This window comes from Paenarthrobacter sp. CCNWLY172 (assembly GCF_037402035.1).
Lineage (GTDB): Bacteria > Actinomycetota > Actinomycetes > Actinomycetales > Micrococcaceae > Arthrobacter.
In genome coordinates this window covers 47,844-69,404 of sequence record NZ_JBBEGB010000005.1, presented here as the reverse complement: position 1 = coordinate 69,404, position 21,561 = coordinate 47,844, and the positions used below count along the sequence as shown (strand labels likewise).

The window sequence follows — 21,561 nt, the reverse complement described above, 5'->3', positions numbered from 1 at the left end:
TCTCCTTGGGTAGTCGATGTCACTTAGCGGCGAACCGGCTGGCGGCGAAACAGAAGATGCGCGGTGATCAGCGCTGCGGCCACCCAAACCGCGAGGACCACCCCACCCGTCGCGGGCCCTAAGTCGCCCGGCGTAGGAGGCGGAAGCTGGTAGAGCTGGGCTCCCGCCTGATCCGGCAGAAACTTGGCAAGGGGTGTGATGTTCACCAGGTAGGTGGAGACAATGAGGGCCATCGCCAAGACCGTGCCCATGGCCGCCAATCCGCTGCGCAGGACCACCGACAATGCGTAGGTGAATACGGCGATGAGGACCCAGTAAAGGATCACGCCCCAAAGGACTCCGGATGTGGCTTGTGGAGTCGCTGCTATCTGGCTGCTTTCGGCTGTGCAGTCGATGGCCACGCAACGAATCCCTGCCGACCCGAACACGCTCAGGACAGCCGTGATAAATGCAGCGGCGACGACCACGACTGCTTTGGCTGCCAACACGGCGCTTCGCTGCGGGAGGCTGATTAAGGTGCTTCGGAGAGAACCGCTGTCCGATTCCTGGTGCATCGACCATGCCGCAAGGAGAATTACCCCGATCTGCCCGTAGTGAAGGATGACCAGAAAAGCGGTTCCTCCTAAGAGTCCGGCTGCCTCTTCCGGCCTGCCAGCCCTATGTGCGGCCGCGATGAGGTTCGTTAGTACCCAGGACAGAAGCACTGCCAGCATGACAGTTCCAACCATGGTGTTGAGGCAAAGCCGCAGGGTGAGGAGCTTGGTGGTTTCGGCCCTGACGGCGCGGGCCATGGTGGTTCGTGACCCCGGCCGCACGCCGAAGGTCGCTATGGAAGATGCTGGCATAACTCAAGTCAATCCGGCTCAGCACTACTTGTCTGTCTGCAGGTGTCGACAGTCGTGGCACCCACTTAGACGGTCGAAGGACCCACCAGTCCGCCCTCGTAGGCGATGACAACGAGTTGGGCCCGATCCCGTGCGCCTAATTTCGTGAGGATTCGACTCACGTAAGTCCGCACAGTGGTTCGCGTGAGGAACAAGGCGGCCGCAATCTCGTTGTTGGATGCGCCTTGTCCGATGAGGGTCAAGGTCTCGCGTTCGCGGACGGTCAGTTCGCTGATACGGTCGTGTGCGGCCGGTTGCAGGGTGAAGCGGTCTATGAGACGGCGAGTGATCTCCGGGGCGAGTAGGGCGTTTCCTTCATGGGCGGTACGGATTGCCTTGAGGATGTCCGGCAGAGGGGCGTTCTTCAGGAGGAAGCCTGATGCTCCGTGGCGGAGTGCTTGGTAGACATAGTCGTCCATATCGAAGGTGGTCAGCATGACCAGCCGGGTGCGTGACTTCCGGGAGGCCAGCATGCCTGCAGCCTCAAGCCCGGTCATTCGAGGCATTCGAACATCCATAAGCGCCACGTCGGGTTGATGCTGGATGATGGCATCCACTGCCTCTGCACCGTCGGCAACCACGGCGGAGACGGTCATGTCCGGCTCATCGCCGATCAATAAGCGCAGTGACGTCCTGATGTGAGCATCGTCGTCTGCGATGAGAACACTGATCTCATTCATCGGGTTTCCACCCTCCCTGCAGTTCCCGGCAGTGAAACAGCCACGCGGTATCCACTGGCATCCCGTCCTGCGTCGAAGGTTCCTCCCAATAACTGAGCCCGTTCACGCATTCCTGTGAGTCCGTGACCGTTCTTGGAAGCCAAAGCTGCCCCCGGGCCGTCGTCGAGGATGATGATTCTCAGGTGGTCGCCCTCGGTCCTGATAGTGATCCGGCAGGTTTGTGCTCCGGAATGACGGATCACGTTGGTGAGGGCTTCCTGAATGATGCGGTAAGCCGTGGTTCGCTGCGCAGCGGGAAGATCCCCGGCGCCTTGATCGGCGTCGATGTGGACTGATATGCCGGCCCGTATGGCCGGCCGGGAGAGTTCCTGCACCAATTCCACGAGTCTTCCCGGTGGGGCCTCATCAGCAGTTTCATCACGTTCCTGAAGCATCAGGACGTGCAATTCACCCAACGCATCCCGGGCATCGGACTCAATTCCTTGCAAGGCGGACCGTAGATCGTCGGTGGTGGATGATTTCACATGCGCTACGACGCCGGCCCGCACTCCGATCCCTCCCAGGGTGTGGGACAGAACATCGTGGATATCGCGGGCGAGGCGGAGCCTTTCCTGAGCCCGGGCATTGCGCTCGGTCTCGTACCGCATGCGTTGAGTGCGGATGCCCAGGACCCATGCCGCACCGATGATGACAGCGCCCAGGATGACCCCCCGAATGCTCGCTTCGGCGCCCTCGGCGGACACCAGAAGCAACCATGCGAACAGAAGAACTTCCAGCGCGACCAGCCACGTGGGAAACAAGCGGGTGCCGAATCGCTCCGCGGCGACGTAGAGACAGAACCCGGTGACCAGGAAAGGATCCTCCGTCATTCCGAAGGCCCATCCCACCGCCGTCACAACGCCGGTCCACACGGCTGCAAGCCAAGGAAACCGTGACCGAAGGCAGAGACCCAGGACAAGCAGTGCGCCAAGGACCAGTTGAACAGGCCTGCCAGGTGGTTCCGGGGGAGCAACGGTGATCCAAAGCCCCGCCACCACAATGAGGCCGATCAATCCGTTCAGCAGGGCGGGGGCGATCGTCCTGCGGAAAACGGAAGAGCGGGCCTGTGTCACAGTCAGTACCCCAACTGCTCCCGCAGTGCCGTGAGTTGGTGCGACGACTCCACTGCTTGCTCGTGGTCAACGGACACCAGCGCCTGAACCAGGACATCACTGAGCACAATCGATGGCAACGCCTCAGTGGTCATGCCGGTGGGTGTGTGTGGAGCGAGGATCACGGCGTCGGACAGGTCGTGCAGGGCGGAGTCGGGTTCGTCCGTCAGTAGAACGGTTGACGCACCAACTGAACGTGCTCGCTTAAGCAGCACCTCGACGTCGACCGTTACACGTCCCGGCGCGAAGACGACCACCACGTCCTGGTTCCCAAGTTGGAGCAAATCATCCGCGAGCCGGAAGCCGTCGCTGGAGATGCACCTGGCCCGCCGGCCGATCCTGTTACAGCGCAGGGCCAGGTTGAGGGCGGCAATTCCGGACGCGCCCACACCGTAACTGACAATCGTGGAACCTCTCATGAGGAGTTCGACGGCGGGAGCGATCGCCTTCGCCGGGTCGGCGCTGGAGGCGAGTTCCAGCCTGTCCTTGGCCTCGGACCACACGTTGTGCCAGATGTCTTCGATGCTGGCACCCATGTGGTCGATGCGCTGTTGCATGCGAACTTCCGGCGCCACCGTTGAGGTGAAGGGGGTGGCGATGTCTCTTTTGAGTTCCTGCAATCCGGAGTATTCCAGCGACTGAACCGTTCGGACCACCGTGGCGCTGCTGGTCCCACTCTCGGCGCCGAGCTCCTGCGCGCTCGCGTAGAGAAGACGCTCGGGAGAGCTGTTGGTGAGGAACGTGCTCACTGTCCGCTCGGCCTTGGAGAGCTTGTCCCAATGCTCGCGGACACGACCACGCAGGTTAATCATGCCCTGATTTTTCGTAACGTCTGTTACAGAAGTCACATTGGATGTATTGTTCATTCTAAAGAAGCCCTCACTTGTAACGGTTGTTCCAAAGATACCCCTTCCCGCCGCGGATGACAGTGAGCCCCAACCGAATGAAAGGCCCTACGGATATGAGCAACACATCCTTGCGGATCGTGGAGATCTCCGGACCTCCCCTGGAGCGGGGGAGGCAGTACGGAAACGCTGCCGCAGACCTGATCACCAAAGCCATCGATTTTTACACCGAAGCGTTCCAACAGCAGACGGGACTGACCTGGGAGCAACTGCGCGGGCGGGCCGAGCGCTGGATGGGGCTGTGCACTGACACTGCGCCGGATCTGGTCACGGAAATGCGCGGCATCGCCGAAGGCAGTGGCCGGGACGTCCTGGACATCATGGTGCTGAACCTTCGCGGTGAAATCATCTACGACGCTGGCTTTGCCAAGGCGCCTGAACCCGAAGAGCGCGACAACGTGGACGGGTGCACTTCCTTTGTACTGACCGATGGTGCATCCGGTGATGGCCACATGTACGTCGGCCAAAACTGGGATTGGCGCCACGGCGCACAGGACACCGTGATGATCCTGCGGGTTATTCAGGACCCCAAGCCCACGCTGATCATGCAGGTTGAGGCAGGCCAGATTGGCCGGCACGGAGCGAACTCCGCCGGCATTGCCCTCAACGCCAACGGATTGGGTGGCCGGTTCAACGACGAACTCGGGATGCCGCAGACCTTCATCCGGCGCATGGTGTTGGATCAATCAGAACTTCCGGATGCGTTGAACACGCTCTTCCGCCAGAAGCCCCACATCGCCAGCAACGCCGTGCTGTCCCACCGCTCCGGATTCTCCATTGACGTGGAAACCACCCCGGGAAGCAACGGTTGGATGTACCCGGACACATCCGGGGTGCTGGTGCACGGAAACCACTACGAAGCTTTCATGCCAGTACAACTGGCAGCCACTTACCGTCCGGTCTCCGTGGATTCCCTCTTCCGGGTTCCACAAGCGCGACGGGGGCTGGAACGGGTCCGCACCGCCACAAGCACCGTGCACTCCCGCGAACTTATCAAGTCAGCGATGTCGGACCACCTGGGTTACCCCGAATCCGTGTGCACCCACCCTGACGAGCGCCGCCCCCGTGTCCGACAGTGGTCCACGTTGCTCTCAAGCTGTGTTGACCTCACAAGCGGTGACTACCTGGTCACCAACGGAACCCCGTGCGACCACCACTACGAACAAATGCCCTGGAACCTCTACGACGGGCCCGGTTCCGCCCACGACTCCCTCAACCCCACCATTGCAGAGGTATCACTGTGAAACGCAACGATAGATTCAAGCCTTTTGCCCGGACCGGCGTGATCGCCGGTGCAGCCGCCTTCACTCTGGCGATCAGTGCCTGCAACGCGGCAGGTCCGCAAGCCCAGAGCACCCCCACCGATGTTTCCTTCGGCCCCACCACCTCTGAAGCTGCAGGCCCGATCGACTCGTTCACGTGGATGATCACCCAGGAGCCGGCAACGTTCGATCTGGACAAGGACAGCGGTACGGCCGAGAACACCATCATGTCCAACGTCTGCGAACGCCTGATGAAACTCCAGCCAGACCTGACCACCACGCCTCATCTGGCAGAGAGCGCCGAATGGACCTCGGACACCACGGTGGTGTTTACGCTCCGGAAGGACGTGACATTCCACGACGGCACTCCAATGACCGCCGATGACGTGCTCTGGAGCATGCAGCGGCATGCAGCAAAGGGCGCCGACGAATCAGACGAATACGCCAACGTCACCGACATGGCCAAGACGGGCGAAAACCAGATCACCGTCACCCTTAAGCAACGCGACGCCATCTTCCTCCAGGCCATGGCCGGTAACGGCGGTATCGTCCTGAACCGCAAGGTTGTTGAAGCCCAAGGCGCCAACTTCGGGTCGCCGTCGGCTCCTGACGCCTGCTCAGGTCCCCTCAAACTCGAGAAGTGGTCGGCAGGTTCCAACATCACCCTCACCAAGGCCGCTGACTACTGGGACGCTGACAACGCTTCCCTGACCAGCGCCGTGACTTTCCGCTGGGCTGACGACAATGCGATCGTGAATGCCTTGACCAGCGGCGAAGCCCAAGGTGCCTACTTGGACAGCCCTGCCACGGCCGGACCGCTGCAGAAGAGCGACAAGGTCCAGATCGCCCAAGGGCCGTCCACCAACGTCTGGTCGCTCATCGCCACCGAGCGCGGAGCTTTGAAGGACGAGCGGATCAGGCAGGCATTGTCGCTGGCCCTCAACCGGCAGGGTGTAGCCCAGGCAGCATTTGGCGGGCTGGCCAAACCCTGGAAGACGCCGGTGGGTCCGGGCGCTTGGGGCTACGAAGAGCCCACGTTCAGCAGCGCCTACGATGCATTGACCGGCGCACCCGCGCAGCCGTCCGAGGAAGACCTGGAGAAGGCGAAGAAACTGGTGCAGGAAGCCGGCGTGCCCGCGGAACCGATCGTTGTTGCCAACAGCGGCGACTCCATCAGGAACGTCATCTCCAGCGCACTGGTTGAAGCAGCACAGAAGATCGGCCTCAAGGCTGAAATCGTCACGATCCCGCGCCAGCAGTACGGCGACTTCTACTCGGACGCCTCCTTGCGAGCCCAGGCTGATCTCTTCTCCGACGAGTACTACATCTCCAAGAATGACCCCGTGGGCTTCTACAAGAACGGAGCCTCCACGGCGAAGGTCAACTTCGTAAAGTTCGCGGGTGATGGCTACGACGACAAGGTCAAACAGGCCCAGGCAACTACCGATGATGCGGCCCGCGCCAAGCTCGCCATTGAACTGGAGAAGCAGTGGACCGACGCCGTGGTCTGGATCCCTGTGGCTCACACACCGGCAACCATCGCCATGGCCAAAGACATCACCGGAGCACCGTCGTCGGCATCGTTCCTCTACTACCCGTGGGCCGCGGACGTCGGCAGCAGCAAGAAGTGACGCCATGATCCGTGCAGCAACCCGCATCGCGGGAATGATCCTGACCTTGGTGGTGAGCTCGTTCGTCATCTTCGCCGCGATGTATGCGGCGCCAGGGGACCCGGTCACGTTCCTGATCGGCAATCCGGAGAACATGACGCCTGAGCGCGTTGCCGAAGTGAAGGCGCAGTACAACCTGGATCAACCGCTCATTGTTCAATACGGGCTCTGGGCATCCCAGGCCTTTGTAGGCAACCTCGGCACGTCGTTCCAATATCACCAGCCAGTGGCTGAGCTGATGGCCACCCGGCTTCCGGCAACACTCGCGTTGGTGGCCATGGCGTCAGTGTTGTTCATCGTGGCCGGTGTTGGCCTGGGTGTTCTCTCCGCGCTGCGCCAAGGCAAGCGCACGGACTCCACCATCACCGCGGCCACCACCCTTGCGGCGTCGGTTCCGTCCTTCGTGATCGGCCTGCTGCTGGTGTCCATCTTCTCGGTCCAGCTGGGATGGTTTCCCGTCTCGGGCGCTGGCGAAGGTTTTCTGGACCGGCTGCACCACCTTGCGCTGCCAGCAGTGGCACTGGCTGTTGGCGCCGTCGCAATTGTCAGCCGGGTGACCCGCCAATCCATGGTGGAGCAAATGTCCATGGACCACGTGGAGGCGGCCCGCAGCTTCGGGCTGGCGCCCGCCAAACTGATCCGCCGGCACGTTCTCCGCAATGCGTGGGGACCCATCCTCACCATGGTGGCGCTTGTGGTGGCCAGCATGCTGGCCGGAACGGTCGTCGTCGAGAGTGTCTTTGGCATTAGCGGCGTCGGCAAGCTGCTGGTGGATGCCATCAACACGCACGACTTCCCCGTGGTGCAGGCCGTGCTCCTCTACATGGTCATCACGTACATGGTGGTGACCACCCTGGTGGACCTGGTCCACCCGCTGCTTGATCCGCGCATCAAGGCAAAGGACAAGAAATCATGAGCTCCCTTTCGACGTCCACGCTGGCGTCCACCCCGGTTATCGGCAGGAAGAAGCGCGACGTTGCCTACCTTCTGAGCCTCGGCTTCCTCATCGTTGTGGTTGTTGCCGCTCTGCTTGCACCGTGGGTGGCCCCGTACGCCGCCAACGCCGTGGACTTCACCGCGATCTGGCAGGCGCCGGGTGCAGCGCACCTGCTCGGTACTGACCAGGTTGGCCAGGACTTGTTCTCCCGGCTCATCCACGGCGCCCGCGAATCGTTGCTCGGACCCCTTGCACTCTTGGCGCTGGCTACGGTGTTCGGGGTGACGATCGGAACGGTCGCGGCCTGGAACGGTGGCTGGATCGATGTCCTCCTGGCGCGCATCACCGATGTCATGTTCGCCTTCCCCGGGCTTTTGTTCGTGGTTTTGGTCATCGCCGTCTTTGGCAAAGGACCCGCGACGGCGATTGTCGCCTTGGCGCTCGCCTACGCACCGGTGATCGCCAAGTTCACGAGGTCGCTGGCGCTGGCCGAGATGGCCCGCCCATATGTGGATGCCTACCGCGTGCAGGGTGTGGGCGGATTCTTCCTGTGCGTCCGCTACATCATTCCCAACCTGACGCCACCGCTCCTCGGGTACCTCGTGGTGCTGTTCGGCGAAGGCCTCATGAGCCTCGCGACGCTCAGCTTCCTGGGGTTCGGCGCACAACCGCCCAGCTCCGAGTGGGGACTCATGGTCCAGGAAGGCCAGTCCGGCATCATCCAAGGCCACATCTGGCCGACACTGGTTCCCGGCGCCGCCATCGCCGCCGTTGTGGTGGCCGTCAACGTGGTGGGCGTGCGGCTGTCCGACCGCCTGAACTCACGGTTTGAGAGGTAGGAAAATGCTGCTCGACATAGACAATCTGAGCCTCACCATCACCACGAATGGCCTCAGCCACCAAATCCTGGACCAGGTGAGCCTCTCCGTTGACGCCGGGGAAGTGGTGGGCCTGGTGGGCGAGTCCGGTTCCGGTAAGTCCACCACCGCGCGAGCCGTGCTGAGGCTGTATCCCGAAACGGCCGGCGTCGACGGTTCCATCATGGTGAGTGGGACGGAAGTCCTGTCCGCCTCCAAAGATGAGCTCCACCGCGTTCGATCGTCCGAAGCCGCGATGATCCATCAGGACCCGCGGGCGGCGCTCAACCCGGTGCGGCGGATCGGCGACTCGCTGACTGAGCGGCTGGTCCACGTGCTGGGTGTCAGCCGTTCGGATGCTGCCGCGGCTGGGCTGGAACTCCTTGCCGCTGTGGGGATCCGGCAGCCTGAAGAGCGGATGCGCCAGTACCCGCACGAGCTCTCCGGCGGCATGCTTCAGCGGGTTGTCATTGCCGCGGCGCTCACCGGACAGCCAAAACTGCTGCTGGCAGACGAGGCCACCAGCGCGCTGGACGTGACTACCCAAGCCGAAGTCCTGGCGATCCTGCGAGACCTTCAGACGCAGCGCGGCCTGGGAGTTCTCCTCATCACCCACGACCTCCACCTGGCAGCCGCGTACTGCGACCGCGTGTACGTGATGTACCGCGGGCGGATCGTGGAGGAACTGCGCGGCAACGACCTCTTCCACGGGGCGCAACACGAATACACCCGCCGGCTGTTGTCGGCCGTTCCCGCAATCGGCCACCTCCCCAATACAGAAAGCAGGGCATCATGAGCGAGCACGTCCTCGAGGTCGACGGGCTGCAGAAGGCGTTCCGCGTGGGTGCGGGCAACGTTGTAGCCTGCAACAACGTCAGCTTCGCCATTCCGCCGGGCGGTTCCATGGGGCTGGTGGGGGAGTCGGGGTCCGGCAAGAGCACCATCGCCCGCATGCTGGTGGGACTTGAAACGCCCGACGCCGGCACTATCCACGTGCGGGGACGGCAGCTTGGGACGCGGGAACGGGGACGCGCGGCCCGCCTGCGGCGTGCCAAGGAAATCCAGATGGTGTTCCAGGATCCGTACGGCTCATTGGACCGGCGGCTGACCGTGGCACAGTGTTTGGATCAGGCGATGCGGTTGCATGGGGTTTCTGGTTCTTCGCGTGTTGCTGCGCTGTTGGATCAGGTTGGCTTGCTGGCGAAGCATGGTGACTCCAAGCCGCACCAGCTCAGCGGCGGTCAGCGGCAACGCGTGGCGATTGCCCGGTGCTTGGCCATTGAGCCGTCGGTGATGGTGTTGGACGAGGCTGTGTCCGCGCTGGATGTTTCGGTGCAGGCCCAGATCCTTGCCTTGTTGAACGAGATCCGGGCGTCTTCCGGGATCGCGCTGTTGTTCGTGAGCCACGACCTCGCCGTGGTTTCCGAGGTCACGGACGACGTGCTGGTTATGTACCGGGGGTCGATCCTCGAGCAGGGACCCACGGGCCGGGTGCTGAATGCGCCGGAGCACAGCTACACGAAGCTGCTCATTTCCTCAATGCCGGGGCCGGGATGGGATCCGAAGGACGTGCTGCAGAGGCGGGCGGCGTTCGAGGCGGAGGTGGGGGTGTGAGGGTATTGCCTTTGCCGGATTCTTGTCCGGAATCCGGGGACGCGGATTGTCCGTTTTGCTCGGGGCCGGAGACGGACTGACATGACGCTAGCTGGTCGAGAAGTTGCTATGAGAGCTGAACTTTCGCTTCAAGGTAGCCGTCATGTCTGACCGAAGACCCGCGAGACCAACTGCCCGTTGGAGCCGTAGGTCTCAGTCCAGCCGTTTAGCGTCGTTGCACGGAATCCCATGTCCACGCCTTCAAAGGACGTCCAGGGATCTTCCATATCGTGGGGTTTCACAAGCGCACCGCCCGAGAGTGACACTGAGCTCGGGTTCCGTTCAGAGCCACGAAGGACAACTGCGCAACGGTTGCTCGGCGGCCACTCCGTTACCACGTCGTCGTAATACACGAATTCAAGGCTCGCCAGATAGCCGTCCTGGTCGAGGAGGCAGAGCACTGACGACGGGACGCCGGTGGGGTGGCTAAGCTCTTCCAGCTCAGCTGGCAAGAGGCGGGTCCAAGGTGCACCTGGAGCCTTTGTTCGATCGACTTGGATCGCGATCGAAGGGCAGCCGCAAATGCAGTCCGATTCGACTCCGATGATGTTCATTGCCTGCTTGCGAAATTCGCTGACGCCCTCGAACTCCATGGAAAGAAGTCGGTTGAGGATTTCCAGCTCAGTGTCATTGATGGGACGCATGACTTAGCCTCGCAGTACCCCTACTTCCCCTTCTTCCCCGTCCGCTTAGCCGCAGCGTTCATCGCAGACTTCACCGCAGGCGGCAGCCCCGCCGTCTCGGTCTCCGGCTCGGCCACAGTCCCGCGCCAGCGAGCCAGACCCTTCATGCCGTGGTAGATCACCAGGGCAGCAGCGGAACCAAGGGCAATGCCCGTGAACTTCAGCTCGCCAATGGTCCAGGTGTAGTCAGCAATGCCGATGATCAGTGCCACAGCGGCCGTCGTCAGGTTGATCGGGTTGGAGAAATTGACCTTGTTCTGCACCCAGATCTTCACGCCGAGCACGCCGATCATGCCGTACAGCATGGTCGCGGCGCCGCCCAGGACGCCCGGCGGTACGGTCGCAATCAGCTCGCCGAATTTCGGGGAGAAGCTCAGCAGGATGGCGAAGACACCGGCAACCCAGTAGGCCGCCGTCGAGTAGACCTTTGTGGCGGCCATGACGCCGATGTTCTCCGCATATGTCGTGGTACCGGAACCGCCGCCGAACCCGGCAAGAACCGTCGCGGCGCCGTCGGCCATCAGCGCGCGGCCGGAGACGCCGTCGAGGTTCTGGCCCGTCATCGCGGCCACTGACTTCACGTGCCCCACGTTCTCAGCAACGAGTACCAGCACAACCGGCACGAACAGACCCACCACGCCGATGTGGAATTCGGGCGTCTGGAACAGCGGCAGGCCAATCCACGCGGCGGCGTCCATCTTTTCGTAGTTGACCTCGCCCCGCATCATCGCCACGAGGTAACCCACCACAACGCCCACCAAGATGCTCAGTCGCCCCAGAATCCCGCGGAATAGAACGGAAACCAGGATGATCGTGACCAAAGTGATCAGTGCGGTAACCGGTGCGAGATCGAAATTCGCCTTGGCAGCCGGGGCAAGGTTCAGGCCGATCAATGCCACGATGGCGCCGGTGACGATCGGCGGCATGAGCCGGTTGATCCATTCGGCGCCGAACTTCTGGACCACCGCACCGATAAGCGCCAGGACGACGCCGGCCAGCACCACGCCGCCCAAGGCGCCACTCACGCCGTACTGCTGCTGGGACGCCATGATCGGGGCGATGAACGCGAAGCTCGACCCCAGGTAGCTGGGCACGCGGCCCTTGGTGATCACCAGGAACAGCAGGGTGCCGATACCCGAGAAGAGCAGGGTGGTGGCCGGAGGCATGCCCGTGATGATGGGGACCAGGAAGGTCGCGCCGAACATAGCCACCACGTGCTGCATGCCGATGCCGATGGTCAGGGGCCACGCCAGCCGCTCGTCGGGTGCCACCACGTGGCCGGGCCGGACGGACTTGCCGTTGCCGTGGAGCTTCCATTTCATGCCGAGCATGCTCATGGCGGGGCCTTCCTCAGAAGAGTGTTGGGATTCGGTGCAACATTACCGCCATTGCGGGGCCCGCTCTACGCGCCTCGCGCGGTGAATAACGCGCCAAGCGGGCCTCACAACGCAAAGAAACGACACGCGGAGTCACGCTGTGTGCTCAACGTCACGGGCCGTCACGGGAAGAGGACAACGGAAGTTGAAGTTGCAACCATGGAAAGCAGAAGTGCCCGGCCGGCTCAGGGTCAGGCCCAGCGAAAGGTTCACCAAATGACGATTGCCCACGAAGAAGCAGTCATTGACGCCGCAGCAGTCGACGCCATTTTTGCCGAAGCCCGCACCGCCAACAGCTTCGCCGGTGAGGTCACCGAAGAGCAGGCCCGCGCCATCTACGAGCTCACCAAGTTCGGCCCCACCGCTTTCAACTCCCAGCCGCTCCGCGTGACCTACGTCCGCTCGGATGAGGCCCGCGCCAAGCTGGTGGAAACCCTCTCCAACGGCAACAAGGCCAAGACCGCCTCCGCCCCGCTGGTCGCCATCCTCTCTTACGACACCGACTGGCAGGGTCAGTGGGACAAGTTCCTGCCCGCTTACGGCGCGCCCAAGGCCATGTACGACGCCGATCCCGCTTTCGCCGCTGCTACGGGCAACAACAACGCTCATTTGCAGGCCGGCTACTTCATTCTGGCCGTGCGCTCGCTCGGATTCGCCGCCGGCCCGATGACCGGTGCCGACTTCTCCGCCATCGACGCCGAGTTCTTCCCGGCCGGCGACCAGAAGAGCTTCCTCGTGGTCAACATCGGCCAGCCAGGCCCCGACGCCTGGGGCGAAGCCAAGCCGAAGTTCGCATACGACGACGTTGTTCGCACTGTCTAAGACCTCACATCGCAAAAGCGCCCGCTCACAGGAATGTGGGCGGGCGTTTTGCATTGCCGGCGGCTTGAGGCCGACGCTCTTTCATGTCCCTCGGGTTTGAGGCCGACGCTCTTTCATGTCCCTCGGGTTTGCGGCCGACGCTCTTTCAGGTCCCTAGGGTTTGCAGCCAACGCTCTCTCACTCCCGCTCGGGTCGATTTCCCCGATCCCGATGATCTGCCGCTCTGACGACTCAGCGGACGAGTAGGGTCACCGCCACGATCACTACGGCGGCCACAAGCAGCAGTATGAGTAAAACCATGACGTGCCAAGCCTCTAGCTTCATATTCTCCCAGCGTTGCATGTCCTTCCCTCGACCCTAGGGATGTGAGAGAGGGTTGGCCGGAAGCCCGAGGGGTGTGAGAGAGGGTTGGCCGGAAGCCCGAGGGGTGTGAGAGAGGGTTGGCCGGAAGCCCGAGGGATGTGAGAGAGGGTTGGCCGGAAGTCCGAGGGTTGTGAGAGAGGGTTGGCCGGAAGCCCGAGGGTTGTGAGAGAGGGTTGGCCGGCGGGTGGCAAACTAATGCCTATGCGGAACCTCATTTGGGTGGCGTTCACGGAGCCCGTATCTCCGGGGCTGGTTTTTCCGCGCAGCGACTGGCCGCTGCACATCACGCTGTTAAGGTTCGACGTCGGGACTGACGTGAGTGCCGACGTCGCCGGTGTGTTGGCGGACTTGGCCGAAGCACCCGTCAAGGGAGCGCTGGGTGCGCAGCTGCGGGTGGGCGGAGAGGCGGGTTTCGGGCATATGGGGTCCATCCCGGTCAGTCTCATCGAGCACAACCCGCTGCTTCAGGGGCTGCACGAAGAGATTGTCGAGGCAGCAAAAGCAGCAGGCGGGCGCATCGCCACCCCCAACTACATCCTGGACCACTACAGGCCGCACATCTCGCACCACGACGGCAAGCGCCCCAAGTCCGGAGACGTCGTCGTGCTTGACCACGTAGCGCTGGTGGACATGGCGCCCGAAGGTGACCACACCATCCGCCGAGTCCTCAGGCTCTGGACGCAGGACGCGGAAGGCGATTGAAGACGCGGAAACGGGCTGAGGACACTCGAATCCAGGTGTCCTCAGCCCGTTTCGGTGGCGCCAGCAGATATGCGCGTCGCCGGCGTCGCAAGCTGGGCGGAACTAGGCGATAACCCCGTCCACCAGCGCCTTGGCCTCTTCCTGCACCTGCTTCAAGTGGTCCGCGCCCTTGAAGGACTCGGCGTAGATCTTGTAAACGTCCTCGGTACCGGAGGGGCGGGCCGCGAACCAGGCGTTCTCGGTGACCACTTTCAGGCCGCCGATCGATGCGCCGTTGCCGGGTGCCTCGGTGAGCTTGGCCGTAATGTCCTCGCCTGCAAGGGACGTGGCGGTGACATCAGCGGCGGAGAGCTTGCCCAGCTTGGACTTCTGCTCGCGCGTGGCGGCGGCGTCGATGCGGGCGTAAACGGGTGCTCCGAACTGGTCCGTCAGTCCCTTGTACAGCTGTGAAGGAGAGGACCCCGTGACGGCGGTGATCTCCGAGGCCAGGAGGGCCAGCAGGATGCCGTCCTTGTCCGTGGTCCAGACGCTGCCGTCGAGCTTGTTGAAGGAAGCGCCGGCGGATTCCTCGCCACCGAAGGCGCCTTCGCCGGACAGCAGGCCCGGAACAAACCACTTGAAGCCCACGGGAACCTCAACCAGCTTGCGGCCCAGTCCACCGGCAACGCGGTCGATGATCGAGGAGGAAACCAGCGTCTTGCCCACCACGGATTCCGGGTTCCAGCCGCTGCGGTTCCGGTACAGGTAGTCGATGGCGACAGCCAGATAGTGGTTCGGGTTCATCAAGCCACCGTTCGGTGTCACGATTCCGTGGCGGTCGGCGTCGGCGTCGTTACCTGTGGCGACGTCATAAGCGGCGGTGCCATCAGCACCAACGGCCATCCGCTTGATCAGGGACGCCATGGCCGACGGCGACGAGCAATCCATGCGGATCTTCTCGTCCCAGTCGAGGGTCATGAACGCCCACTGTGGATCGACTGTGGGGTTCACAACGGTGAGGTTGAGCTGATGGCGCTCACCGATCTCGCCCCAATAATCCACGGAGGCGCCGCCCATGGGGTCGGCTCCGATGCGGACACCGGCGTTGCGGATGGCGTCGAGGTTCAGCACCGAGGGGAGATCGTCCACGTAGCTGCTGAGGAAGTCGAACTTGCCGGTGGTGTCAGCACTCAGGGCATCGATCAACGGGATGCGCTTGACCCCACGGAGACCATTTTCCAGAAGCTGGTTGGCGCGGTCGGCGATCCATCCGGTGGCATCCGTGTCAGCAGGGCCGCCGTGGGGAGGGTTGTATTTGAAGCCGCCGTCGCCGGGAGGGTTGTGGCTGGGAGTGACCACGATGCCGTCGGCCTGGGGGGTGCCTGGCGCCGCTTCGCGGTTGTACTTAAGGATCGCGTGGCTCAAAGCCGGGGTGGGAGTGTAGCCGTGGCGGGCGTCCACCAGGACGGTCACGCCGTTGGCGGCGAGCACCTCCAAGGCGGAGTTCTGCGCCGGCTCGCTGAGGGCGTGGGTGTCACGACCAATGAACAGCGGGCCGGTGATGCCCTGGCGTCCACGGTATTCAACGATTGCCTGCGTGATCGCGAGGATGTGCGGCTCGTTGAAGGATGCCTTCAAGCTGGATCCGCGGTGTCCCGACGTTCCAAACGCCACACGCTGCGCGGGATCACCCAAGTCCGGAGCTACGTCGAAATACGCGTCCAGCAGGGCTGTGATGTCAACAAGGTCCTGGGGAAGGGCAACTGTGCCCGCTCGGCTAGCCATGGGGTCCAGCATGCCAGACCCTCGCGGCTGCTGACAGGAAATGACCGTGTTGAGCGCCCTGTGACGCCGAAAGGCACCCAACTTGCCGCGACCGAAGCCCAGCAACGCGAAGATTAAGCGTTCGTTCAGCGGCGGGTGGTATGGCAGAAAAATGCTCCGGCCCGGTTGGTGAAACCGGGCCGGAGCGGTCCAAAACCAGTGCTAGACGGCCGTGTAACCGCCATCGACCAGCACGTAGGAGCCGGTCATGAAGCTGGCCTTGTCGGAGAGGAGGAACGTGGTGACGTTCGCGATCTCATCGGCCTTACCCAAACGACCCAGCGGGTGCTTGGCCTCAAGCCCGTTGATGACTTCCTTCGGGGCCGCGGCCAGCAAGGGAGTGTCGATGTAGCCAGGGCCGATTGCGTTGACGCGGAGACCCTGCGCGCCGTATTCGGCAGCAGCGTTCTTGGTCAAGCCCACCACGGCGTGCTTGGCAGCGGTGTAGGCGGCGTTGCCGGGGGCAGCGACGGCGCCATGGATCGAGGCCATGTTCACAATGGCGCCTTCGGAAGCGCCAGCGGCCAGGATGGCCGGGATCTGGTAACGCATGCCGTACAGGACGCCGCTCAGGTTGATGGCGATGACCCGGTCCCAATCCTCGATATCGACGTCGCCCACCGGAGCGCTTGCCCCGCCGATGCCCGCGTTGTTCACGGCGTAGTTGAGGGCGCCGTACGTCTCCACGGCAAAGTCGACCGCCTTCTTGCTGTCCTCGGCCACGGCAGTGTTGGCCTGGAACGGAACTGCAGTGCCGCCGTCGGCCGTGATCTGGTTGGCCACGCGGGTGGCGGCGTCGAGGTTGACGTCAGTAACTACTACCTTGACGCCGTTCTTGGCGAGGTCCTTGCTGATCGCTTCCCCAAGCCCTGAGCCGCCGCCGGTGACGAGCGCGGTCTTGCCTTCGAAGTTAGCCATGATTCCTCCTTCGCGGGACGGATCCCGCCGATTTACTTGGTGAGCGCTGCTTAAGTCGCTACTCCTATAAACCGAGTCCGACTCGAGAATATTCCATGCTTATGCATGAATCTTTGCGGATGGGTTGTTATGCCCATGCCATCAATGCGCGCTACCTTATGCGGCGCCCCGGACGGCGGTAGTGTTGGGAGCAAAGACCACTTTCAGGGGGATTCCTATGTCAGATCAACCATCCAAGGCCAACGAGGACAAGCCGGCGGGCTACGAACCGCCGCAGTACGTCCCGCCGGCACAGTTCAGCGCACCCGAGTCGAGCGCGCCGGGCCAAGGCGCACCGCACCAGGGCGCACCGGACCAGGGCGCATCAAGCGAGAGCGCCAACGCCACGCAGCCCCTCCCGCCCTATGAGCAGAGCGCGCACGGGGACTCCTACGCGCAGGACGCGTACACGCATAACGCCCAGGGCCAGAATGACTTCTACGCCCAGCCGCAGCCGCCCGCCAGCACGGGTTCCTACACGCCGGGCGACTACAGCCAGCAGCCGCCGTCGCCGTACGGCCAGCCGCCCAGCCCGTACCAGCAGCAGCAGACGTTCGGTCAGCAGCCCTATGGCCAGCAGCCTTACGGCCAGCCGCAGTCGCCGTACGGCCAGCCTGCGTACTACGCCATGCAGGCCGAGCCCAAGGGTTTGAGCATTGCCAGCATGTGCTGCGGTATTGCCATCTTTGTTGGGTTCGGATTCTTCATCCTGCCGCAGATCGCCGCCGTGATCCTGGGCCACCTCGGCCTCAAGCGCGAGCCTGCCGGCAAGGGCATGGCCATCGCCGGCCTGGTGATGGGATACATCGGCATTGCGCTGACGGTGATCTTCGGCATCATCTTCTTCGCTGCGATCGGCGCTTCCACCAGCAGCTACAACTACTAAATAAACGCGTACGACGGCGGCCCTTGCGTCAGGTGGGAAACCCACCGAACGCAAGGGCCGCCGTCGTCGTCGTTTAACGTCAGTCCGTTACGGCTGTTACCGAACGCCACCCATCAGCTTCTTGATTGCCGGCGACGCTGCAGCCAGGCCAACAGCCAGGACCACTGCCACGCTGCCGATGCCCAGGAAGTACGGGAGCTCGTCATCGGGGTTGTAGAGGCCGGCGAGGATTCCGGCCAGCGTGGTGCCGAGCGAGACGGACAGGAAGAACAGCGCCACCATCTGGGTGTGGAAGGCCTGCGGGGCGAGCTTGGTGCTCACGGACAGGCCGATGGGGGAGAGGAACAGTTCCGCCAGGGTGAACATGAACAGGATTCCCACCAAGGCCAACAGCGGGGTCTTGCCTTCGCCGGCCAGCGGGATGAACGCAAGGAACGCCAGGCCCATGATGAACAGGCCGGCGGAGAACTTCAGCGGCGAACTCGGCTGCTTGGAGCCCAGCTTGGTCCACAGGGCAGCCATGACGCCGGCGAAGATGATGATGAACACCGGGTTGATGGACTGGACCCATGCGGCAGGCATTTCCCAGCCGAACAGGTTGCGGTCCAGCTTTTCCTGGGAGTACACGGCGATGAACGTGAACTGCTGCTGGAACAGTGCCCAGAACCCGGCTGAAGCGATGAACAAGGGGATGAAAGCGACCACGCGCTTGCGCTCCACGCCAGTGACCAGCGGGCTGCGGAAGATCAGGAACAGGTAGACCACTGCGGCGCCGATGGCAGCGTAGGCCATGCTCCGGGCCAGGTTGTTGGCGTTGACGATGCCTGTACCGAGCAACACGCCAATGACGATCAGGATGGCCAGGAAGATCAGGCCGTACTTTGTGCGGTCCTTCGCCGGGAGGGGGTTGGGGACGCGGTGTGCTTCCTCGGGGAGCCTCTTGCGGCCCAGCGAGTAGATGACCAGGCCGATCGCCATGCCCACGGCCGCGGCGCCGAAGCCGATGTGGAAACCGTAGCTCGTCTGGAGCCAGCCGGTGACCAACGGGCCGATGAGCCCACCGATGTTGATGCCCATGTAGAAGATGGAGAAGCCGGCGTCGCGGCGCTCATCCTTCTCGCCGTAAAGGCTGCCGACCAGCGCCGTGGCGTTGGCTTTCAGGCCACCGGAGCCGATGCCCACCAGCACCAGGCCCGCGATCAAGCCCGGAATGCCGGGAAGCAGGGCCAGCGCGATGTGGCCGGCCATGATCATGATGGCTGAGCCGAAAAGGACTTTTTCTGAGCCGAAGAGACGGTCGGCGAGCCAGGCACCGAGAATCGTCGACAGGTAAACGCCGCCACCGTACGCGCCCACCAAACCAGCGGCGAGGCTCTGGTCAATGGAGAGACCGCCCTGCTCGGCGGTGAAGTACATGTAGTAGAGCAGGATTCCCTGCATGCCGTAGAAGGAGAATCGCTCCCACATTTCCACGGAGAAGAGGCTGGCCAACATCTTTGGGTGGCCGAAGAATGACGTATCGCCCGCTGGCTTTGCGGACTCAGCCGTGGTTTGAGGTGTGCTCATTTTCTTAATGCTGGCACTGACTGCGGGCATTGTCACATCGATGAATGCCCGGGGCAACCACTTTCCATATGTTAGACGCGCGACCCAGGCACGCCCAGGGGGCCTCAGCGGCTCTCGAGGACCGCCGCGAGCTGGAGGAGCACCAGTTCAGATCCCGGCTGGCCAACCAGCTGAATCCCCATTGGCAGTCCGCCCTGCGTCGTATGCACCGGAATGCTGATCGCCGGAAGCCCGCACACGTTCACCATGGACGACCACGGGGCGTACTCGCACTGCCGTTTGTAGTCCTCGTCGGCGTCACCGGCCCACTCGCCCGGCCAGAGTTCACCACTGTGCCCGCCTCCGGTAAACCAACCGATCGGCCGCGGTGTCTGGGCCAGCGTCGGCATGAGCATCAGGTCCCAGCCCGAGTACTGCGTGACGGTGTCGTGCTCGAACTGCCGCAGGAAACCCAGGGCCTCGTTGACCTTAAACGCGCTCCGCTGTTGTGCCCGACGCCGGAACGTCCTGGTCAACGGGGTCAGCAACGCCTCGCGCTGGGGTGCTATCCGAGCACTCCCGACGCCGGCGGTCCAGGCTGTGGTGAATGCCTCGGGATAGCGGTTGTCGTAGCGGATTTCGGCTTCGGTAACGCTGTGGCCCGCCTTTTCCAGCAGCCGGATCCCCAGCGATAGGGCGTCCATCGCTTCCTGCCCGATCTGGAACGGGTAGATGCCGGCCCACGGGCTATCCAGGGTCACGCCGATTCTCATGGGTTCCGGTGCCCGCCCCACGTTGGCGAGGTATCCGCCGTCGGGCGCTTGGTCGCGAGGGACCAGCGCGTCCATCAGGAGCGCTGCATCTGCTGCCGTTCTTGCCAGCGGCCCGGCAACCACCAACTTGGCGGCGTCGCCCGCGCTCGCACCCGATGGCACCACGCCCCGCCCCGGTTTCAACCCGACCAGGCCGCACGCGCCGGCCGGGATCCGGATGGACCCGCCGCCGTCGGTCCCCGGAGCGAACGGCACCAGGCCGGCGGCCACAGCGGCAGCGCTGCCACCCGACGACCCACCAGAGCTTCGACCCAGTGAATGCGGATTGCGCGACGGCGGTGCAACGCGGTTTTCGCTGTAGGCCGTCAGTCCGAACTCCGGAACCTGGGTCTTGCCCAGTGAGATGGCGCCGAGGCCCTTCAGCGTCGCGGCGAGGGCGCCATCCTCGGGCGCGGGCTTGTGCTCAAGGGCCGCGCTGCCGTGTGTGGTGGGAACGCCGGCAACATCGGTGAGGTCCTTGAAGGCCGTGGGCATGCCGTGGAGGACGGGAAGTTCATTCAGGCGTCCCTCCCGGTTCAGCCTGGCGTGCAGCCCATCCGCGGCGGCCGCGTCCTGCAGGGCCTGTTCCGCGGTGACCGTGACGAAGGCGCCCAGCTGCTTGTTTCCGGCTTCGATCATGGACAAGAAGTGGGTGGTGGCTTCACTGGCTGAGACTTCGCCCGAAGCCAGGGCATCACGGAGCTCAACAGCCGTCATTCGCGATATGTCATGCACGTAAGGATCAGCCAAGGAAACGCGACTCCAACCGTTCCTCCACAGCAACAGCATCTACGCTCTCGCCCGCTCCGGCGGTCACCCGGAAGGCGGCCTTGTTCTTCACTTCGGACACCACCTCTACAAGTTCCGTCCCCCGGTAAACCAGCCCGACGCCGTCGTCCGTGCAGTGCGTCTCACCCAGAGTGCCGTTGGCCACCAACTGGTGAATGGCAGGCGCGCGGCGAAGTTCTGAGTCATAGTGGACCCCGTTGCCGTAAGGGAGGAAGCCCAGGGCGTTGGTAACGGGCTTGAGCTCAGGCCCAAAGGAATCAGTCACGCCGCCTTGGTACCAACAGATGGAGCCAGCGGAAACCCCGGCCAGGACAACGCCGCTTTCCCAAGCCTGCCGCAGGATCCCGTCCAGGCCATGCGCGCGCCAGACGGCCAGCAGATTCACCACCGAACCGCCATTAACCCACACCACGTCCTGCTCCAGGAGATGGGCCTCCGGGTCCTCGATGTTTGGCATGGTGAAAAGGTTGAGGTGGCTGAAATCGAAGCCTGCGATGCGGGCGGCCTGGTCCATTTCCGCGGCCCACCAACGCTGGTCACCGGAGGCCGTGCCGATGTGTGTGACGCGGGGAGCCCGGCCGGTGACGCCGGACAGTTCCACGGCGTAATGCATCAGGTGGTTGAACTCGATCCTGGTCCGATCGCCGGGCCTGTAGCCGCCGGATGTCGCCAGAATCGTGGGGTGCCCAGCAGCCATGGGGTACTCCTAACGCGCGAGTGTTGGGGGAGTGCTTGGGTCCCAGTCTTAGCGTCCCGGGCTTCGGGCGCAAGCGTGGTCCGGCTGCGAAGTTACGGTGCCACGCAGTGGGGACTAGGCTGGATCC

Annotated in this window: 20 protein-coding genes; 9 read left to right on the top strand and 11 right to left on the bottom strand. The window is 63.3% G+C overall.

Features of this window, described 5'->3' with window-relative positions:
• Window positions 1-23: 23 nt before the first annotated feature.
• The 4 genes from WBN73_RS08950 to WBN73_RS08935 form a co-directional block, all read right to left on the bottom strand.
• Window positions 24-845, bottom strand: coding sequence for a hypothetical protein (locus WBN73_RS08950; RefSeq protein WP_337340190.1), 822 nt, complete (start codon window positions 843-845; stop codon window positions 24-26).
• 65 nt (window positions 846-910) lie between these two features.
• On the bottom strand, window positions 911-1,564 hold the full coding sequence (locus WBN73_RS08945) for a response regulator transcription factor (protein WP_337340191.1): 654 nt from the start codon (window positions 1,562-1,564) through the stop codon (window positions 911-913).
• The gene (locus WBN73_RS08940; RefSeq protein WP_337340192.1) at window positions 1,561-2,676 is read right to left on the bottom strand and encodes a sensor histidine kinase; all 1,116 of its coding nucleotides are present in this window, start codon (window positions 2,674-2,676) and stop codon (window positions 1,561-1,563) included. Before WBN73_RS08940 ends, WBN73_RS08945 begins: the two co-directional genes overlap by 4 nt.
• 2 nt (window positions 2,677-2,678) lie before the next feature.
• Window positions 2,679-3,527, bottom strand: a complete 849-nt coding sequence (locus WBN73_RS08935; RefSeq protein WP_337340193.1) for a MurR/RpiR family transcriptional regulator — start codon at window positions 3,525-3,527, stop codon at window positions 2,679-2,681.
• Between the two features lie 149 nt (window positions 3,528-3,676).
• Here WBN73_RS08935 and WBN73_RS08930 point away from each other — a divergent pair, with 149 nt between their 5' ends.
• From WBN73_RS08930 to WBN73_RS08905, 6 genes are read left to right on the top strand one after another with little or no spacing between them, the layout of a single operon-like run.
• On the top strand, window positions 3,677-4,864 hold the full coding sequence (locus tag WBN73_RS08930) for a C45 family autoproteolytic acyltransferase/hydolase (protein WP_207595684.1): 1,188 nt from the start codon (window positions 3,677-3,679) through the stop codon (window positions 4,862-4,864).
• Entirely contained in the window at window positions 4,861-6,513 is a 1,653-nt protein-coding gene (locus WBN73_RS08925) for an ABC transporter substrate-binding protein (RefSeq protein WP_337340194.1), read from the top strand. The genes WBN73_RS08930 and WBN73_RS08925 overlap by 4 nt, the downstream gene beginning before the upstream one ends.
• 4 nt (window positions 6,514-6,517) lie before the next feature.
• Window positions 6,518-7,468 carry an ABC transporter permease gene (locus tag WBN73_RS08920; protein WP_337340195.1) on the top strand — a complete coding sequence of 317 codons (951 nt, stop codon included), beginning with the start codon at window positions 6,518-6,520 and terminating at the stop codon, window positions 7,466-7,468.
• Window positions 7,465-8,328 (top strand): ABC transporter permease, encoded by an 864-nt coding sequence (locus WBN73_RS08915; protein ID WP_207595687.1) that lies wholly within the window; start codon window positions 7,465-7,467, stop codon window positions 8,326-8,328. Before WBN73_RS08920 ends, WBN73_RS08915 begins: the two co-directional genes overlap by 4 nt.
• Window positions 8,329-8,332: 4 nt before the next feature.
• The gene (locus WBN73_RS08910; protein ID WP_337340196.1) at window positions 8,333-9,142 is read left to right on the top strand and encodes an ABC transporter ATP-binding protein; all 810 of its coding nucleotides are present in this window, start codon (window positions 8,333-8,335) and stop codon (window positions 9,140-9,142) included.
• Complete coding sequence (locus tag WBN73_RS08905) at window positions 9,139-9,960, top strand: ABC transporter ATP-binding protein (RefSeq protein ID WP_337340197.1); 822 nt, start codon at window positions 9,139-9,141, stop codon at window positions 9,958-9,960. The genes WBN73_RS08910 and WBN73_RS08905 overlap by 4 nt, the downstream gene beginning before the upstream one ends.
• 140 nt (window positions 9,961-10,100) lie before the next feature.
• Here the strand turns inward: WBN73_RS08905 and WBN73_RS08900 are convergent, their stop codons facing one another.
• Together WBN73_RS08900 and WBN73_RS08895 are read right to left on the bottom strand one after the other, a co-directional pair.
• The gene (locus WBN73_RS08900) at window positions 10,101-10,643 is read right to left on the bottom strand and encodes a hypothetical protein (protein WP_280625629.1); all 543 of its coding nucleotides are present in this window, start codon (window positions 10,641-10,643) and stop codon (window positions 10,101-10,103) included.
• 20 nt (window positions 10,644-10,663) lie between these two features.
• On the bottom strand, window positions 10,664-12,019 hold the full coding sequence (locus WBN73_RS08895; RefSeq protein ID WP_337340198.1) for a uracil-xanthine permease family protein: 1,356 nt from the start codon (window positions 12,017-12,019) through the stop codon (window positions 10,664-10,666).
• A gap of 255 nt (window positions 12,020-12,274) precedes the next feature.
• On the opposite strand from WBN73_RS08895, the gene WBN73_RS08890 reads away from it, so the two are divergent.
• Entirely contained in the window at window positions 12,275-12,880 is a 606-nt protein-coding gene (locus WBN73_RS08890) for a malonic semialdehyde reductase (RefSeq protein WP_337340199.1), read from the top strand.
• Between the two features lie 564 nt (window positions 12,881-13,444).
• The gene (locus tag WBN73_RS08885; RefSeq protein ID WP_207595693.1) at window positions 13,445-13,945 is read left to right on the top strand and encodes a 2'-5' RNA ligase family protein; all 501 of its coding nucleotides are present in this window, start codon (window positions 13,445-13,447) and stop codon (window positions 13,943-13,945) included.
• Window positions 13,946-14,047: 102 nt separating this feature from the next.
• Here WBN73_RS08885 and pgm read toward each other — a convergent pair whose 3' ends face one another.
• Window positions 14,048-15,709: a phosphoglucomutase (alpha-D-glucose-1,6-bisphosphate-dependent) gene (gene pgm, locus WBN73_RS08880; RefSeq protein ID WP_337340200.1), complete on the bottom strand. Its 1,662-nt coding sequence runs from the start codon at window positions 15,707-15,709 to the stop codon at window positions 14,048-14,050.
• Between the two features lie 201 nt (window positions 15,710-15,910).
• Window positions 15,911-16,666 (bottom strand): SDR family NAD(P)-dependent oxidoreductase, encoded by a 756-nt coding sequence (locus WBN73_RS08875; protein ID WP_337340201.1) that lies wholly within the window; start codon window positions 16,664-16,666, stop codon window positions 15,911-15,913.
• Between the two features lie 217 nt (window positions 16,667-16,883).
• On the opposite strand from WBN73_RS08875, the gene WBN73_RS08870 reads away from it, so the two are divergent.
• Entirely contained in the window at window positions 16,884-17,591 is a 708-nt protein-coding gene (locus WBN73_RS08870) for a DUF4190 domain-containing protein (protein WP_207595696.1), read from the top strand.
• A gap of 96 nt (window positions 17,592-17,687) precedes the next feature.
• Here the strand turns inward: WBN73_RS08870 and WBN73_RS08865 are convergent, their stop codons facing one another.
• The 3 genes from WBN73_RS08865 to WBN73_RS08855 all read right to left on the bottom strand — a co-directional run bounded on the left by WBN73_RS08865 (window position 17,688) and on the right by WBN73_RS08855 (window position 21,434).
• Complete coding sequence (locus WBN73_RS08865; protein ID WP_207595697.1) at window positions 17,688-19,187, bottom strand: peptide MFS transporter; 1,500 nt, start codon at window positions 19,185-19,187, stop codon at window positions 17,688-17,690.
• A gap of 74 nt (window positions 19,188-19,261) precedes the next feature.
• Window positions 19,262-20,665, bottom strand: coding sequence for an amidase (locus WBN73_RS08860; protein WP_337340202.1), 1,404 nt, complete (start codon window positions 20,663-20,665; stop codon window positions 19,262-19,264).
• Between the two features lie 25 nt (window positions 20,666-20,690).
• Window positions 20,691-21,434, bottom strand: a complete 744-nt coding sequence (locus tag WBN73_RS08855; RefSeq protein WP_337340203.1) for a peptidase E — start codon at window positions 21,432-21,434, stop codon at window positions 20,691-20,693.
• Between the last annotated feature and the right edge of the window lie 127 nt (window positions 21,435-21,561).

Bases quoted from the DNA above. Each gene is read 5' to 3' on its own strand.
- WBN73_RS08950 (WP_337340190.1), bottom strand. From the start codon at position 845: ATGCCAGCATCTTCCATAGCGACCTTCGGCGTGCGGCCGGGGTCACGA.
- WBN73_RS08945 (WP_337340191.1), bottom strand. From the start codon at position 1,564: ATGAATGAGATCAGTGTTCTCATCGCAGACGACGATGCTCACATCAGG.
- WBN73_RS08935 (WP_337340193.1), bottom strand. From the start codon at position 3,527: ATGATTAACCTGCGTGGTCGTGTCCGCGAGCATTGGGACAAGCTCTCC.
- WBN73_RS08930 (WP_207595684.1), top strand. From the start codon at position 3,677: ATGAGCAACACATCCTTGCGGATCGTGGAGATCTCCGGACCTCCCCTG.
- WBN73_RS08920 (WP_337340195.1), top strand. From the start codon at position 6,518: ATGATCCGTGCAGCAACCCGCATCGCGGGAATGATCCTGACCTTGGTG.
- WBN73_RS08915 (WP_207595687.1), top strand. From the start codon at position 7,465: ATGAGCTCCCTTTCGACGTCCACGCTGGCGTCCACCCCGGTTATCGGC.
- WBN73_RS08910 (WP_337340196.1), top strand. From the start codon at position 8,333: ATGCTGCTCGACATAGACAATCTGAGCCTCACCATCACCACGAATGGC.
- WBN73_RS08905 (WP_337340197.1), top strand. From the start codon at position 9,139: ATGAGCGAGCACGTCCTCGAGGTCGACGGGCTGCAGAAGGCGTTCCGC.
- WBN73_RS08900 (WP_280625629.1), bottom strand. From the start codon at position 10,643: ATGCGTCCCATCAATGACACTGAGCTGGAAATCCTCAACCGACTTCTT.
- WBN73_RS08895 (WP_337340198.1), bottom strand. From the start codon at position 12,019: ATGAGCATGCTCGGCATGAAATGGAAGCTCCACGGCAACGGCAAGTCC.
- WBN73_RS08890 (WP_337340199.1), top strand. From the start codon at position 12,275: ATGACGATTGCCCACGAAGAAGCAGTCATTGACGCCGCAGCAGTCGAC.
- WBN73_RS08885 (WP_207595693.1), top strand. From the start codon at position 13,445: ATGCGGAACCTCATTTGGGTGGCGTTCACGGAGCCCGTATCTCCGGGG.
- pgm (WP_337340200.1), bottom strand. From the start codon at position 15,709: ATGGCTAGCCGAGCGGGCACAGTTGCCCTTCCCCAGGACCTTGTTGAC.
- WBN73_RS08875 (WP_337340201.1), bottom strand. From the start codon at position 16,666: ATGGCTAACTTCGAAGGCAAGACCGCGCTCGTCACCGGCGGCGGCTCA.
- WBN73_RS08870 (WP_207595696.1), top strand. From the start codon at position 16,884: ATGTCAGATCAACCATCCAAGGCCAACGAGGACAAGCCGGCGGGCTAC.
- WBN73_RS08865 (WP_207595697.1), bottom strand. From the start codon at position 19,187: ATGCCCGCAGTCAGTGCCAGCATTAAGAAAATGAGCACACCTCAAACC.
- WBN73_RS08860 (WP_337340202.1), bottom strand. From the start codon at position 20,665: ATGACGGCTGTTGAGCTCCGTGATGCCCTGGCTTCGGGCGAAGTCTCA.
- WBN73_RS08855 (WP_337340203.1), bottom strand. From the start codon at position 21,434: ATGGCTGCTGGGCACCCCACGATTCTGGCGACATCCGGCGGCTACAGG.